Origin of the sequence: Natronosalvus amylolyticus (assembly GCF_024298845.1) — an archaeon.
In the GTDB taxonomy this organism is placed as follows: Archaea; Halobacteriota; Halobacteria; order Halobacteriales; family Natrialbaceae; genus Natronosalvus; species Natronosalvus amylolyticus.
Map to the genome: position 1 here is coordinate 781,254 of NZ_CP101156.1, position 14,025 is coordinate 795,278.

13 protein-coding genes are annotated in these 14,025 nt (G+C 58.9%); 8 read left to right on the forward strand and 5 right to left on the reverse strand.

Annotated elements, in window-relative coordinates; translation table 11 throughout:
* Positions 1–77: 77 nt before the first annotated feature.
* On the reverse strand, positions 78–2,903 hold the full coding sequence (locus tag NLK60_RS03665; protein ID WP_254809540.1) for a DEAD/DEAH box helicase: 2,826 nt from the start codon (positions 2,901–2,903) through the stop codon (positions 78–80).
* Positions 2,904–3,267: 364 nt separating this feature from the next.
* Between NLK60_RS03665 and NLK60_RS03670 the strand changes: the two genes are divergently transcribed.
* The 4 genes from NLK60_RS03670 to NLK60_RS03685 all read left to right on the forward strand — a co-directional run bounded on the left by NLK60_RS03670 (position 3,268) and on the right by NLK60_RS03685 (position 7,678).
* Positions 3,268–4,653 carry an ABC transporter substrate-binding protein gene (locus NLK60_RS03670; protein ID WP_254809541.1) on the forward strand — a complete coding sequence of 462 codons (1,386 nt, stop codon included), beginning with the start codon at positions 3,268–3,270 and terminating at the stop codon, positions 4,651–4,653.
* Between the two features lie 105 nt (positions 4,654–4,758).
* Positions 4,759–5,667, forward strand: a complete 909-nt coding sequence (locus NLK60_RS03675) for a carbohydrate ABC transporter permease (protein ID WP_254809542.1) — start codon at positions 4,759–4,761, stop codon at positions 5,665–5,667.
* Positions 5,668–5,670: 3 nt separating this feature from the next.
* Positions 5,671–6,549, forward strand: a complete 879-nt coding sequence (locus tag NLK60_RS03680) for a carbohydrate ABC transporter permease (RefSeq protein WP_254809543.1) — start codon at positions 5,671–5,673, stop codon at positions 6,547–6,549.
* A 4-nt stretch (positions 6,550–6,553) separates the two neighbouring features.
* Positions 6,554–7,678 carry an ABC transporter ATP-binding protein gene (locus NLK60_RS03685; protein ID WP_254809544.1) on the forward strand — a complete coding sequence of 375 codons (1,125 nt, stop codon included), beginning with the start codon at positions 6,554–6,556 and terminating at the stop codon, positions 7,676–7,678.
* Positions 7,679–7,890: 212 nt separating this feature from the next.
* Here the strand turns inward: NLK60_RS03685 and NLK60_RS03690 are convergent, their stop codons facing one another.
* Positions 7,891–8,229, reverse strand: a complete 339-nt coding sequence (locus tag NLK60_RS03690; protein WP_254810532.1) for a hypothetical protein — start codon at positions 8,227–8,229, stop codon at positions 7,891–7,893.
* On the opposite strand from NLK60_RS03690, the gene NLK60_RS03695 reads away from it, so the two are divergent.
* Entirely contained in the window at positions 8,140–8,817 is a 678-nt protein-coding gene (locus NLK60_RS03695) for a glycerophosphodiester phosphodiesterase (RefSeq protein ID WP_254809545.1), read from the forward strand. The two genes, NLK60_RS03690 and NLK60_RS03695, sit on opposite strands and share 90 nt — an antisense overlap.
* Before the next feature lie 129 nt (positions 8,818–8,946).
* Positions 8,947–10,125, forward strand: coding sequence for a tRNA sulfurtransferase (locus NLK60_RS03700; protein ID WP_254810421.1), 1,179 nt, complete (start codon positions 8,947–8,949; stop codon positions 10,123–10,125).
* Between the two features lie 70 nt (positions 10,126–10,195).
* Here the strand turns inward: NLK60_RS03700 and NLK60_RS03705 are convergent, their stop codons facing one another.
* The 3 genes from NLK60_RS03705 to NLK60_RS03715 form a co-directional block, all read right to left on the reverse strand.
* The gene (locus tag NLK60_RS03705) at positions 10,196–10,600 is read right to left on the reverse strand and encodes a hypothetical protein (protein WP_254809546.1); all 405 of its coding nucleotides are present in this window, start codon (positions 10,598–10,600) and stop codon (positions 10,196–10,198) included.
* A 236-nt stretch (positions 10,601–10,836) separates the two neighbouring features.
* A complete protein-coding gene (gene lwrS, locus NLK60_RS03710) occupies positions 10,837–11,253 on the reverse strand; it encodes an LWR-salt protein (protein ID WP_254809547.1) in 417 nt (138 codons plus the stop codon).
* 133 nt (positions 11,254–11,386) lie between these two features.
* Positions 11,387–12,208 (reverse strand): hypothetical protein, encoded by an 822-nt coding sequence (locus tag NLK60_RS03715; protein WP_254809548.1) that lies wholly within the window; start codon positions 12,206–12,208, stop codon positions 11,387–11,389.
* A 218-nt stretch (positions 12,209–12,426) separates the two neighbouring features.
* Between NLK60_RS03715 and NLK60_RS03720 the strand changes: the two genes are divergently transcribed.
* Together NLK60_RS03720 and NLK60_RS03725 are read left to right on the forward strand one after the other, a co-directional pair.
* On the forward strand, positions 12,427–13,071 hold the full coding sequence (locus tag NLK60_RS03720; RefSeq protein ID WP_254809549.1) for a DUF5804 family protein: 645 nt from the start codon (positions 12,427–12,429) through the stop codon (positions 13,069–13,071).
* Positions 13,068–13,928: an alpha/beta fold hydrolase gene (locus NLK60_RS03725; protein ID WP_254809550.1), complete on the forward strand. Its 861-nt coding sequence runs from the start codon at positions 13,068–13,070 to the stop codon at positions 13,926–13,928. Before NLK60_RS03720 ends, NLK60_RS03725 begins: the two co-directional genes overlap by 4 nt.
* Positions 13,929–14,025 lie beyond the last annotated feature (97 nt).

Genomic DNA, 14,025 nt, shown 5'->3' on the forward strand with positions numbered 1-14,025 from the left:
CGCCAGCGACAAAATAACCCCCGGGTGCCACGTTTACGTTCGCCCAACGCGATCGATTCACTCATGAGAACTATCAATCAGTCCCAGAAGGATTTCGTGCGAGCGTACTGGCGTTCTTTCTCGAGGATGTCACGATAAAATTCCTGTTCGTCTTCGCGATGACGGTTGATGATCTGGGCGGCGTTGTGTGGACCGACGCCCCGGGCCGACATGGCGACGACGGCCCGTTTTCCGTGACTCTGGACTAACCCTGCGTTGTGAACCGCTCGCTGGGTCTGTTCGACCTGTTCGTCGTCTTTTTCAGCCGCCTGAACCGCCTGCACTACTTCGTCGGCCCACGGACTCAGGGCCGCGATTCGCGTCGAGCCACACTCGGGGCAGGCTGGCTGCTCAGCAACCCGTTTCACTTTCGTGCGCGAGAGCCAGTCCCGACAGTGCGTACACAGCAGCGTCACCCGGTCGTCGTGTAACCGCTCTTTGACCGTTTCGATGACGCTCGCATCGGCGTTCTCGGGTGCCAGCAGTTCCTTGCCGCCCGAACGCCCCGCACTCCCGATCGCCGTTCGACCACGAACCGTCTCGAGTGCAATCGTGCCCGATTGAATACCCGCGAACACCGCACTCGCCGCCTCGACGTCCAGATCTTCGTGGAACACCGACCGAACAGACTCGGCGTACATCGGCGTGTCCTCGAGGGCGGCCAGGAGTCGCTCGTTCGACAGCCGACCCGACCCCTGCCACCGTTTGAGCGCCCCGAACTTCGCCGAGATCTGGGCGAGGCGGTAGGCCAGCGTATCGGACCCTTTCAGTCCGAGTTCGAGAATTGGCTCGACGTGTGTCGGATCAGTTTCGGTCAACTTCTCGCAGATGTCACTCGTCGAGACGCTCGTGGGAACCTCGAGTTCGATACGGTACGGGTCCGTGTCGAGTCCGACGGAGGAGCCGGATTGCTGACCGAGCAGTGCCGAGAGCACGCGACCGAGCGTCTCGTTCGTCCGGTGTCCGAAACAGGCGTTGAGGACCACGGTTCGGCCCTGGCGTTCCAGCACCACGCAGTCAGCCGTCGGCATGGGTGCGCCCCCGTCCCGCTGGTCGCCAAGATGGCGACAGGCGCGCTGGAGAGCGTTACGATCGCCCGGATATCGCCGCCCGAGGTCACGGCTGATCCCGGCGACGGCACCACCACCGTCGAGTTGGCTGCCCACGATGGCCCGTATCGCACCGACCTCTTCGGCGACGGGCTGTGGAACCGGTATCTCCTGGCCGGTCCAGGACGGTACTTCCCCCGCAGGGTCTTCGATTGGTGTCACCTTCACCCGAGTTTCGTCCTCGTCGATTTCGACGATTCGCCACATTTCACCCCGCTGGATGAACACCGCACCCGGTTGGGCGAACGTCGTGACGAATCGCTCGTCGAGCGTGCCAATCTGTCCGCTCGAGGCGATGTCGTGAACTTCGTAGGTCGCCTCGTCCGGAATCATCGAGAGGTTGGCATAGACGTACTGCCAGGTACTTCCAGCAGTTTCGATCCGCTCAGCCCCCTCGTCGAACCAGACGATTCGGTTCCGATGGAGTTCGCCGAGCACGCCCCTGAACGCCGCTTCCTCGAGGTCCCGAAACGGGTAGGCTCGTCGGAGCAGGTCGAAAACGGTATCGACGTGTCTCGAGCCGGTCGACTGCACGATGCCCGGAATCTGGTTGGCGACGACGTCGAGACTCCCCTCGTGGATGCCCGCTGGTTCGACCACACCCGCTTTCGCCCGGCGGGCGATGGCCAGTGCCTCGAGCGTGTCGTCCGGCCTGGTCGTCACGATAGTTCCGCGTGAAATTTCGTCGCGGCGGTGGCCCGCGCGACCGATGCGCTGGAGCAACCGTGACACCTGTCGCGGACTCTGATACTGAACGACGTGATCGATGCGACCAACGTCGATACCGAGTTCCATCGAGGAGGTACAGAGCAAGGCATCGAGTTCACCCGCTTTGAACCGGTCTTCGACCTCGATACGGGCGGCTTTCGACAGTGAACCGTGGTGGACGCCGATGGGCAACTCGAGGCGGGTGAACCGAGAACCGAGCGCCTCTGCTGTCTGTCTGGTGTTGACGAAAATCAGTGTCGACTCGTGGGCGTCGACGATATCGCGAATGCACCGGACGTGGCTGGCCGTGGTCGCATCCGTTGCGAGAGCCCCGGCGAGGCGTTCGTCTTCGTCGGTGATCGTCGGCCGACACACTTCGACGTCGATTCGACTGCCAACGTCGATCTCTCGAACCGTACATGGCCGGCCACCGGTGAGGAACTGCCCGACAGCTTCGGGTTCCCCAACCGTTGCCGAGAGGCCGATTCGCTGGAACGGGCCAGACAGTTCCTGTAGTCGCTCGAGGCCCACCGCTAACTGGGCCCCTCGTTTCGAGGCTGCCAGTTCGTGGACTTCGTCGACCACGACGTGGCGCACGTCCTCGAGCCCCTCACGCAATCGCTCGCCCGTGAGCATCGCTTGGAGCGTCTCGGGGGTGGTGACGAGCACGTCCGGCGGGTTTTTGGATTGCTGGCTCCGCCGATACTGGGTCGTATCGCCGTGGCGGACGTCGACCTCGAGGTCGAGCGTCTCGCCCCACCACTCGAGGCGGTCGCGCATATCGCGGTTGAGGGCGCGAAGGGGCGTGATATATAACGCACCAAATCCGTCCGGTCGATCTTCCACCAGTCCGTCGAAGACGGGCAACATCGCCGTCTCGGTTTTCCCGCTACCTGTGGGTGCGATTACCAGCGTGTGCTCGCCGGCAGCCAGCGGGGGAATCGCCAGTCGCTGTGGGGCTGTCGGCGTCGAAAACCCGCGTTCTGAGAGCGCCGAGCGGACGCTCGAGCCGAGGTGGGTAAACGCGGCGACGTCCCCGTCGGTCATCAGCCATGGTTACGGACGACGATCCGATAAGGCACTCGCTTGTCGGAGACTGTGCCATTCCAATAGATCAACATTCCCATTTCATCCCCAGTACCACTGGAAGACGTGACATCGCTGGACGCTGAAGCAGCGATATCAGTTACAATCACCGGTTGGCACTGCAACTATGGAGGATAACGGTTGCAATCGAATACTAAAAGCAGCGCCTGTCACCATCGTCTGCCCGAAACAATTCGAACAGTGATTTTACTGATAACAGTCACTGGTTTGGGTTAATCTTGTTACAACACTCATCTCTTGAGACATTTCTTGTTCCAGTCGTTCAGTACATTTATTAATGATAGTCAAGAAGGGCTGATTGACTATGTCGAATGACAGTGGCCGTGTAACCGACAGGTTGCCGGTATCACGACGGCGGGTGCTTAAACAGACTGGTGTTGTTACGTCAGTCGCAGGCCTCACATCAGTTGCCGGGTGCCTGGGCGACGACGATGGCGAAGGGCTCGATGACGTCGACAGCGTCGAAATCGAGTTCTGGCACGGTCTGGGAGGCGACCTCGGACAGATGGTTTCCGACCTGGCTGAGGACTTTAGCGACCAGTCAGACGTCATCACTGTCGATGCGATTGAGCAGGGGACGTACCGGGAGACGATGAATCAGACGATCAACGCAGTTCGGGCCGGAAACCCACCCGGACTCTCGCAGATTTTCGAAGTTGGAACCAAACAGGCGCTCGACAGTGACGCGTTCGTTCCGGTCGAAGACATCATTCCTGAAGATCAAATCGACTTCGATAATTTCGTTGATCCTGTCCTCGACTACTACCGTGTCGACGGAACGCTGAACTCGATGCCGTTTAACTCCTCGAACGCGCTGATGATGTACAACAAGACCGCCTTCGAGGAGGCCGGTCTCGATCCGGAGTCTCCACCGGAAACGTTCCAGGACGTCATCGACTACTCCGAGGAACTGATGGATGCCGGGTATAATTACGGGATCACGTGGCCGAACCACTCGTGGTTCGTTGAGCAGTGGTTCGCGCTGCAAGATCAAGAATTCGTCAACGAGAGCAACGGCCGAAATGGCAACCCGACTGAGACGTACATCGACAGCGACGCTGGGATGACCGTCTTCGAGTGGTGGCAAGAACTCGACGAGATGGGCGCGTATCTGTCGACGGGTATCGAGGCGTGGGGCGAGGCTCAGCAAGGGTTCTTCACCCAGGAAGCCCCGATGGTGCTCTACTCGACCTCGAGCATCAACCCGATGCTACAGGGTGCCGAAGACAACGACTTCGAGGCGGCCGCCGCTCGGATTCCCTCGCCCGGAGGCGACCGCGCGGGCGTCACCATTGGTGGCGGTTCGGTCTGGATTCCCGACGGACAGGAACAGGCAGAACAGGAAGCCGCCGCGGAGTTCCTGGTCTGGCTTACCGAACCGGAACAGCAGGAACGCTGGCACCGCGGAACGGGGTACTTCCCGGTTCGTGAGGAATCGATCGAAAACCTCGAGAGTGAGGGGTTCTACGACGAGAATCCCGACTTCCGAGTGGCCCTCGATCAGCTTCAGGAAGGGCAGGACACGCCAGCAACGAGAGGGGCCCTGATGGGGCCGTTCCTCGACGCTCGAACGACAGTTGCGGAGTCGGCCGTCTCGGTACTCGACGGGCAACCGGTAGAAGAAGTGCTCCAGGGTGCGGCCGATGACATCGAAGAGTCACTCGAGGACTATATCGAACGCCAGAACTGAGTGCGGAGTTCGACCGGCACCATCCCGGTTCCGGTCGAGCTATTGAGAGGCACACAAACCAGTTTTACATGAAACCTACTATACTTCTGGGGGTAAACCGAACCGATGTCTGAATCGTCAGCGAGAGCCGTCTTCAAAAACAACAAGGAGGCAGCGTTCCTCCTGTTGCCGACGGTGGCTGTCTGCATACTGTTCCTGTACTATCCAGCCATCGATACGTTCCGTTTGAGCCTGTACCAGACAACGCTCGTCGACGAATCGTTTGCCGGTCTGTACAATTATACGCGACTCTTCGCGTCGGAGAGCTATCGTAATAGCCTCTTCGTCACGTTCGGATTCGCGGGCGTCGTCGTGTTTGGGACGATGCTCATCTCACTCATCATCGCCTTCATGATGTACGAGGTGAACACGGGGACGTCGGTGTATCTCATCACCGCGATCTGGCCGTACGCGCTCCCGCCAGCGGTTGCAGGGCTGGTCTTGCTGTTCTTGTTGCAGCCGGATCTGGGCATCTTCACCTACTACATTAGGGCGATCGGATCGGTATTTGGCTACGATATCCAGTTCAACTGGCGTCGAAACGGACCACTCGCGTTCGCCGTGGTCTCTGTCGCTGCGATCTGGAAACAGCTCGGCTACAACATCATCTTCATGATCGCCGCACTGAACAACATCCCAAAAACGATCCACGAAGCCGCGGAACTCGACGGGGTAAGTCGGCTCAATCGACTGTTCCGCATCTACGTCCCGCTCATGTCGCCGACGCTGGTGTTCCTGATCGTCATCAACACGATCTACGCGTTCTTCGCAACGTTCCCGTTGATCGACCTGATGACGCAAGGCGGGCCCGGCGGGGCGACCAACATCCTGATCTTCAACCTGTATATCGACGCGTTCGAGAACTTCAACCTCGGCTACGCCTCCGCGCAGTCGCTCGTGTTGTTCCTTCTCGTTGGAGTGCTCATGTACGTCCAGTTACGAGTCTCAGACAGATACGCCCACTACGGAGGATAACTCATGGCAGAATCGACTATCACCGAGGCGAACGTAGAGCACGAGAAACGGCGATCACTGGAGGAATACCTCCCCGACGAGTGGCTGATGCACATCGGCCTCATCGTATCCATCTCGCTGATGGCCCTACCACTGGTTCTCGCCGCGATTATGAGTACCCAGTCGGTTGCCCAGATTTACGACGTGACCGATCTCTCGCCGGGAAGCAACGCCTACGAGAACTACTACCGGGTCATGACCGATTACAACATGTGGACGTTCATGATCAACTCGTTCATCATGTCCATCGCGATCGTCGTCGGGAAGGTCGTTCTCTCCCTGCTCGCCGCTCTGGCGCTGGTTTACTACGACTTCCCGTACAAGAACGCGATGTTCATGTTCGTTCTCTTTACGTTGATGCTTCCCGTTCCGGTTCGGATCGTCCCGCTGTTCGAGTTGATGGTGACGCTGGACTGGACGAACAGCATGCTCGCGATCACCATGCCGTATCTGGCAAGTGCGACCGCCGTCTTCCTGTTCCGTCAGCACTTCATGTCGATCCCCGCGTCGATCGTCGAGGCGGCGAAACTCGACGACGTAGGCGGACTAAAGTTCCTGATATTCGTGCTAATACCGATGTCGAAAGGGATGATTGCGGGTATCTCCGTGATTACGTACATCTACGCATGGAACCAGTACCTGTGGCCGCTCGCAATCATCAGCAGTCAGGATCAGCAGGTCGTTCAGGTTGGACTGAAGAGTCTCGAGGGAACGGCGGCCGCTGGACAGATCGAGTGGGGACTCATCATGGCCGGTGCGATGATCGCACTCATTCCACCGCTCGTCGTGCTGATCGTCTTGCACAAACCGCTCCTCGAAACGTTCGGACTCCAGCAAAAGTAGACATATGGCAACAATACAACTCAGTAACGTGGAGAAACGCTTCGACGATGTCGTCGCAGTAAACGGAATCGATCTGATGGTACGCGACGGGGAATTCCTCGTTATCGTCGGCCCATCTGGCTGTGGAAAAAGTACCACACTCCGTCTCATATCCGGACTGGAACGCGTTAGTGGCGGGGTGATCAAAATCGGTGATAGCGATGTTACCGGACTCGAACCCAACGAACGGAACATCTCGATGGTTTTCCAGAATTACGCGCTATACCCGCATATGACCGCCAAACGGAACATGACGTTCGGGATGAAATCGGCGGGATCCTTCACCGACGAGGAGATCGAAGAGCGAGTTACGGCGGCCGCCGAAACGCTCGACATCACCGACCTCCTCGATCGAAAACCCGCCGCACTCTCTGGCGGGGAACGTCAGCGGGTTGCCCTTGGACGAGCCATCTGTCGTGATCCGGAAGTGTTCCTGATGGACGAGCCACTGAGCAATCTCGACGCGAAACTTCGCGTCCAGATGCGCGCTGAACTGTCGAAGCTCCACGACGAACTGCAGACCACGACGATCTACGTTACCCACGACCAGACGGAAGCAATGACGCTCGGTGATCGCGTCGCCGTGATCGATAAGGGGGAGATCCAGCAGGTCGACGCGCCACAGCATCTGTACGACTTTCCGAAGAACCGATTCGTCGCGGAGTTCATCGGTGACCCGGCGATGAATATGATCGACGTTGCCGTCGAGAACGGCGCGGCGGTTCATCAAGATTTCACTATTCCGTTACCGGGTGGTGCCGAACTCAACGACCGAACGGCCACCCTCGGCGTCCGTCCTGAGGACTTTTATTTGGCCACCGAAAATCCAACCCTCGGAGAAACGACGTTTAACGCGACGGTGACCGTCACCGAACCACTCGGTGACAGTCTCCTTCTGTACTGTCTCATCGGCGACAACGAATTCAAGGTGCAGGCCGAACCACGCAGTTCGATCCGTCCGGACGACGTGGTGGAGTTGACCTACGACCCGAAACGGCTCCACCTGTTCGACCTGGAGACGGGAGAGGCGTTCTACCACGCAGAAGAGACCACCGACGCCTCCATAGCGACCGGGCCAGAAGAGAACTGAACGTTCGAGAACATTGCTCGGAGTCACGTCTCGAGTCGTCGCGGGTTGCTACTGCAGTCGCTTTTCGAGTAAGTATATGCTAATAATCTATTCGAGCAGGAGTACTGCACACCCACAATCCGCGAACAGTCTGCTTTAACCCTCCTCTGCACTCGTACTGGTGCCCCCGACGGCCGCCTTCTGACAGTAGTTACTGTTCTGACAGTAATCGATTAGTGAATAGACAACGAACGGTCGAACAGCGTATGGACAACAAGCAGTCCGGCCAATCGGCGGACGAGTCCATCCAAACCAGGCGATCTGTGCTTCGCCAGACCGTCCGATTCGGCGCTTTCGGTGGCATGGCGATCGGAATCAATAGCGGATTTCGCCTGGCAGATCGTCGACCAGCTGAATACAACAACGATCCCCCAGGTATAATTGGTCATCGAGGGTACGCTCTGGAGTCTCCCGAAAACACGTTGCGTGCTGTTAGCACTGCTGCCACCACTGCCGATGCCGTTGAAGTCGACGTCCGTCGGTGTGGGAGTGGCGAACTCGTTGTCATCCACGACTCGACCGTTGACCGCGTGACTGATGGGAACGGCGAGGTTCGAAACTTAACCTACGATCAGTTAGCGGAACTCTCTGTGCTGGGTACCGATCAACGCATCCCGCTCCTCAAAGAGGTGTTCGAAACTGCTCCGGAGTCGGTCGGGATCGTGCTCGATCTCAAGGAACGCGGTATCGCGTCTGATGCCGTTTCGATCGGGACGTCCTTCGATCACAAACTGCTCGTGACCGCGTTCGATCCAGCTATCATCGAGGCGGTAAACGATCTTCCGACGGCGGTCTCCACCGGTCTCATTGTTCGGGAGTCGCGGTGGGTGAACCGGCGACTCCGATCGTGGATTCCGGGCGCACTGCCGTGGCTGTACGGCCCGGAAGACGTCGATTCGATGGTGGCAAACGCGAAGCAACTGGGATGTACGGCCATTCTGCCCCGATACGAACTATGCCTCCGGACGTCTCTCCTCGAGAGCGCTCGAGAGGCAGACATCCGGGTGAACGCCTGGACGATCGCCGAGCGAGACACAGCCAATAAACTCGATGCCGTTGGGATCGACGGACTGATCGCAGATCGTGCCGGTCTATTGTGAAGAAGAAATTTCTCGCGGCGACGATCAGTTTACCGTCGTCCCCCTGGCAGGCGCAGGTGTGTGAACGGTTGCTGAACTCCGAAAACACTCTCGTAACCCCCTTATAGCTCCGACCATCTATCCATGTCCATGCACCCACCCGGCGCGCAGACCGTCCTCGTTCGCCACGGGGACCTCAACACCAAGAGCAACGTCGTCAAGCGCCAGATGGTGGACCTCCTGGTCGAGAACCTCGAAGCAGTTCTCGAAGACCGGTCCGTACCGGGAACGGTCGAGTCGGCCTGGAACCGGCCGTTGATTCACACGTCCGAAGCGGACGTCCTCGAGGTGGCCCAAACCGCCGCAGACGTCTTTGGCATCGTCTCGACCAGTCCTGCGCTGACCGTCGAAACCGACCTCGACACGATCTGTGACGCTCTCGCAACGACTGCCCTGGAAACGTACACCGAAGGGACGTTCGCCGTCGATGCGCGTCGGGCGGACAAACGACACCCCTACACGAGCGAGGACGTGGCGAGAGCTGGTGGGACCGCAATCTGGGAGGCCGTCGAAGGCGAGTTCGAACCGAGCGTCGACCTCGAGGAGCCGGATTACACGTTCAGCGTCGAGATTCGCGAAGAAGCTGCCTACATCTACACCGACAGTATCCAGGGCCCCGGGGGACTCCCCCTTCGATCGCAAGCACCGATGGTCGCGTTGATCAGCGGCGGTATCGACTCGCCCGTCGCGGCCTACGAACTCATGCGTCGAGGATCGCCCGTGATACCAGTCTACGTCGGCCTCGGCGACTACGGCGGCCCGGACCACGAGGCACGGGCTCTCGAGACAGTACGAACGCTCGCAACCTATGCTCCAAACACGGATATGAGCGTGTACCGCGTCCCGGGAGGCGAGACGATGCGGCTACTCGCCGAAGCGATGGAAGAAGGCCGTATGCTGTCGATGCGTCGGTTCCTATATCGCGTCGCCGAGCACATCGCCGGCACCGTCGGTGCACACGGCATCGTCACCGGCGAGGCCATCGGTCAGAAATCGAGTCAGACCGCCCAGAACATCGGCGTTACGAGTCGGGCAACCCGTCTACCGATTCATCGGCCGCTGCTAACGCGAGACAAACAGGACATCGTCTCCCAGGCTCGAGCTATTGGCACGTTCGACGACTCGACGATTAACGCGGGCTGTAACCGCATCGCACCGGAACGAGCGGAGACCAACGCGAACCTCGAGCGACTGCTCGAGTTCGAACCCGACGACCTGTTCGAACGGGCGAAAACGGCGGCTGCAGAAGCGACGATTATCGAAGTGTAGGCCAGGCGTTGACGATAGCTGGCTGGAGAAACCAACAGATGTGGATCGATGGTGTCAGATTGCTCTGCGGTCAGCTCTCGGCACGTTCCTGTCGCTCTGCCTCGAGGCGGTGACACCCGATTACCATCGAATCAGGGATGTCGACCGCGTTCGCGTGAAGCGCGGAAAAGACGACCGCCACTTCCTCAAATCTGGGCCCACGGGATGCAGTTAACGGGTCCCGGTCCCAGTGGATGAATCCCTGGTCCTCGAGTTTGGGAAGGTGTACGTGGAGCAGTTCCTGCCGAAGCCGTTCAAAATCGACAGGAACGTCTGGATTGACTGCGCTTTCCGGAAGGGGGACAGCCTGGTCAGCGGGGGCGTCGAGTAGCGAGACGACCAGCTGTCGGCGTGGCTCTGCGGTGATAGCTTCGAAAACAGTGTTCCAACGGTTCACCACGCGTCGACCGTTCTTGACCCGTGCCTCGAGTCTCATAGTAGTAGTTGTCTCGAGAGCAGCATATTTAAACTGACTACCTAACGATATGGGTGTTGTTATATTCTCGAGCAGATATCGCAATGGGGCTGTTCGATACCTTGTGTAGTGAAGAACACTGGCTATAGTAACCAGTGAAACGATTTATACACCTACCGCGACACCCGCTTTCGAGAGGGTGTGCAATGACTTTCACTGGCTACTATAGAGTGAAACGGCCAGGTACCGTCCACCCGCTACCGCCCACCACGGTCGTCAAAATCAACGACGTGGATAGAGCTCCCGAAGTACTTTTTTAGCGCCTCATCGACCGTATCCGCTTTGAACGTTCCGAGTTGGTCCCCAATCGCATCTCGCAACGCGTCTAGATATGCCTGGTTCGTCTCGAGTTCACTGAACGATATCGAGACCACTGGCACCCCAAGTGCGTCCGCTGCAACCTCTCGAAAGTACGTCTCGTCACCGAGGTTTCCGCGCCAGAGATGATCGCGGAAAAAGAGCCAACCGTCCGCTCCCGGTGGGTCAGCCGCCCGATACAGCGTTGTCTCGAATTCGTCTGGGGCAACCGACACCTCCGGCTGTGCGGGTTCAATGCGGAACCGGACCCGGAGTTTGTAGCGAGCGCCTCCTTTCGACGAGTCGCTGACGTCCATACCTGTCTACTTGGCTCCCCATCCGCAAATAACGGCCCCGTTAAACACCACTGACGATGCGAGGTTTCATCGCCACAACACAGACAGGGTGCGAGAAAAGACGAGGTTTGGCTCGACGTGGGAAAAGTCGTCCCTACCCCTCAGATTCTTCGAACGACTCAAACGCTGCCAACGTCACCGTGTACGCGTCCCGGTTTTTGTGATAGGCGATCCGATATTCTGTCGGATACTCGCCGGCTTCGGGCATCCGCTCGGGCATACTGATCGGCTCCGTCACCGTGCCCTCGAGGCCCGCGAAGAACTCGGTGGTAATCATCGGTTCGAAGAAGTTAACATCCCCGTCGTAGTGACCCCAGACGAACGTTTCAGTGAACTGCTCTCCGCTTGGCACGCCGGGTGCCTCCCACTCGTGGGACGTCGCATCGAAGAGGTGTTCACCCATATTGGCTACGACAGCCCTGGTTCTGAAGTACCCCGTTGGGAACTGATCGTCGGCCAGTTCGACCGCGTATGGGTCACCAGTCCCGGGCGGGTAGTTGACCGGTTCGATCTGGTTGATGACATCCTCCGGCTCGAGATAAAAGTGGATATCGAAGTGTGGGACGCCGTATACGTCTGGCGGGCCGTGTCCCGCCGGTTCCCAGTTTAGACCGAGCCACTCGAATTGGGTGTCGCCGGGAAATTCGATCGAAACGAGATCCCGGTCGGGATATTCCGTCTCGTCTATCGTGGCTGCCTCGGCGGTCATTTCCACCCCAAGGTACGTCCATTTGTCCTGTGGATGGTCAGCCAAGAAGGCTTTCACTTCGCCGTCGCCGAGCTGCTCCGGGTCACTGTAATCGGTCCGCCCCCGCGGTGGAAATCCGTAGCCGTTCCCCGGGTTCGCGGTTGCCCCGCCGACAAATCCACTGACACCTACCGTGCCCATCCCACCGAGAACTGCACGCCGCGTCATTCCACGAGACTGTTTTTTATTCATAGCGCTCGTTATTTGTGCAAGTTAATTAGTAGCAATATAACATTTTGGGTGCGCAACCGGAGAAACGGGTGTTGCCATTGACCTCTTCCCGCGCTAATTCGCGAGGTTTTCCGCCTGTTCATCCCATAACCGCAGGCTATTGCGGTGAATACCAACCCGAAACCCACTTTAGCCGGACGCTCCCAGAAACAGTCGTGACGCGCGTCTGCTTCGTTGGCTCGCCCGACGTCAACCTCCAGTACGAACTGCTCTCCCGAGAAACGTCTCGAGAGGCGCTTGCCACGTACGACCTTCGCCGGCCGTTCGAGAACAGCCTCGAGGTGCGGACTATCAGCCTCGGTGCGGCGATTTCGCTGTGTAACGATCTGCAGTGGTATCTCGTTCGGTTCGTCGACACCGTTCTGATCCAGGAGCCAAGCGTGAGCGACGACGAGTGGTTGTCTCGCTCGCTCGCCAGAGCGCTCCGTGACGGTCACCTCGAGCCAGCCGACACCGGCACGTATCTCCAGGTATACGGTCTCGAGCGTCCTGATCCGACCTCCGACAAAGTAGACGCCACAGGTGCTGACACAGCAGACGCCTCGAGTGACGACCAACCGACGGACGACACCGATACACCCACCGCCAATAAATCGGGCGGGGGAAGACAGGCGCAGACGGTACAACAAGAATCACAGCAAGCTGAATCGACGGAGACGGCAACCGATTCACAGACAGCACCCCGACTGGTCGAACCGCTGTACGTCAAACGGGTCGACGGCGACGTCCCGGAATACGACCTCAGGCCAGTCGACGAGACGCTGGTCGTCCGTCTCACCGAGGACGAGTTTTCACCATGAGGTCTCGCGTCGGTGGCACCGGCCGGGTTACCGTCGATGACTGCCGGCTCGCGTATCGCCGCGCCGGAACTGACGGCTCGCCTATCGTGTTACTTCACGGTGGTGGCATCGACGATTCACAGCTCTCCTGGCACGAAACGATCCCCCGTCTCGCCAGAACCCACCAGGTCTATGCCATTGACTGGCCCGGATATGGCGACAGCCGTGGTCACATCGACCACACCATCCCGGCGTACGTCGACCTCCTCGAGTCCGTTTTCGACGCGCTCGATCTCGAGGAAGCGACACTGGTCGGTCTCTCGATGGGAGGTGCTACCGCGTTGGGATATGCGCTCGAGCAACCCGATCGGGTTGCCAAACTGGCGCTCGTCGGGAGTTACGGACTTGGACCGAGAGTGCCGGTCGGCTCCGTCTGGAAGACACTCGCGATGATTCCCGGCATGAACGACCTTGGCTGGGCCGCACTCGGCAGTACGCGAGAGAGCGCGTTACTAGGGCTCAGTTCGGTGGTTGCGACCCCATCGAGCCTTTCGGACGAGTTCCTCGAGGACTTTCGTACCCGTGCAAAACGTGCGGGATCGGGGCAGGCATTCGAAGCGTTTCAGCGCAACGAAATCAGCATCAGGGGAACGGCCAGAACCGATTTCACAGGTGAGCTGTCGACGCTCGAGGCCCCAACACTTCTCGTTCACGGCGAGGAAGACCCACTATTTCCGGTCGCGTGGTCCAGGCGAGCAGCCAGCACGATACCAGAGGCAGAGCTCGCCGTATTCGACAACTGTGGCCACTGGGTTCCAATAGAAGAGCCCGTGCAGTTCAACGACCGCCTCGGTACGTTCCTCGAGTCTGGCTGTTGATTCCGCTTTTGTTCGTTCCTCGAGTCTGGCTGTTGATTCCGCTTTTGTTCGTTCCTCGAGTCTGGCTGTTGATTCCGCTTTTGTTCGTTCCTCGAGT

Bases quoted from the DNA above. Each gene is read 5' to 3' on its own strand.
- NLK60_RS03665 (WP_254809540.1), bottom strand. From the start codon at position 2,903: ATGACCGACGGGGACGTCGCCGCGTTTACCCACCTCGGCTCGAGCGTC.
- NLK60_RS03670 (WP_254809541.1), top strand. From the start codon at position 3,268: ATGTCGAATGACAGTGGCCGTGTAACCGACAGGTTGCCGGTATCACGA.
- NLK60_RS03675 (WP_254809542.1), top strand. From the start codon at position 4,759: ATGTCTGAATCGTCAGCGAGAGCCGTCTTCAAAAACAACAAGGAGGCA.
- NLK60_RS03680 (WP_254809543.1), top strand. From the start codon at position 5,671: ATGGCAGAATCGACTATCACCGAGGCGAACGTAGAGCACGAGAAACGG.
- NLK60_RS03685 (WP_254809544.1), top strand. From the start codon at position 6,554: ATGGCAACAATACAACTCAGTAACGTGGAGAAACGCTTCGACGATGTC.
- NLK60_RS03700 (WP_254810421.1), top strand. From the start codon at position 8,947: ATGCACCCACCCGGCGCGCAGACCGTCCTCGTTCGCCACGGGGACCTC.
- NLK60_RS03705 (WP_254809546.1), bottom strand. From the start codon at position 10,600: ATGAGACTCGAGGCACGGGTCAAGAACGGTCGACGCGTGGTGAACCGT.
- lwrS (WP_254809547.1), bottom strand. From the start codon at position 11,253: ATGGACGTCAGCGACTCGTCGAAAGGAGGCGCTCGCTACAAACTCCGG.
- NLK60_RS03715 (WP_254809548.1), bottom strand. From the start codon at position 12,208: ATGACGCGGCGTGCAGTTCTCGGTGGGATGGGCACGGTAGGTGTCAGT.
- NLK60_RS03725 (WP_254809550.1), top strand. From the start codon at position 13,068: ATGAGGTCTCGCGTCGGTGGCACCGGCCGGGTTACCGTCGATGACTGC.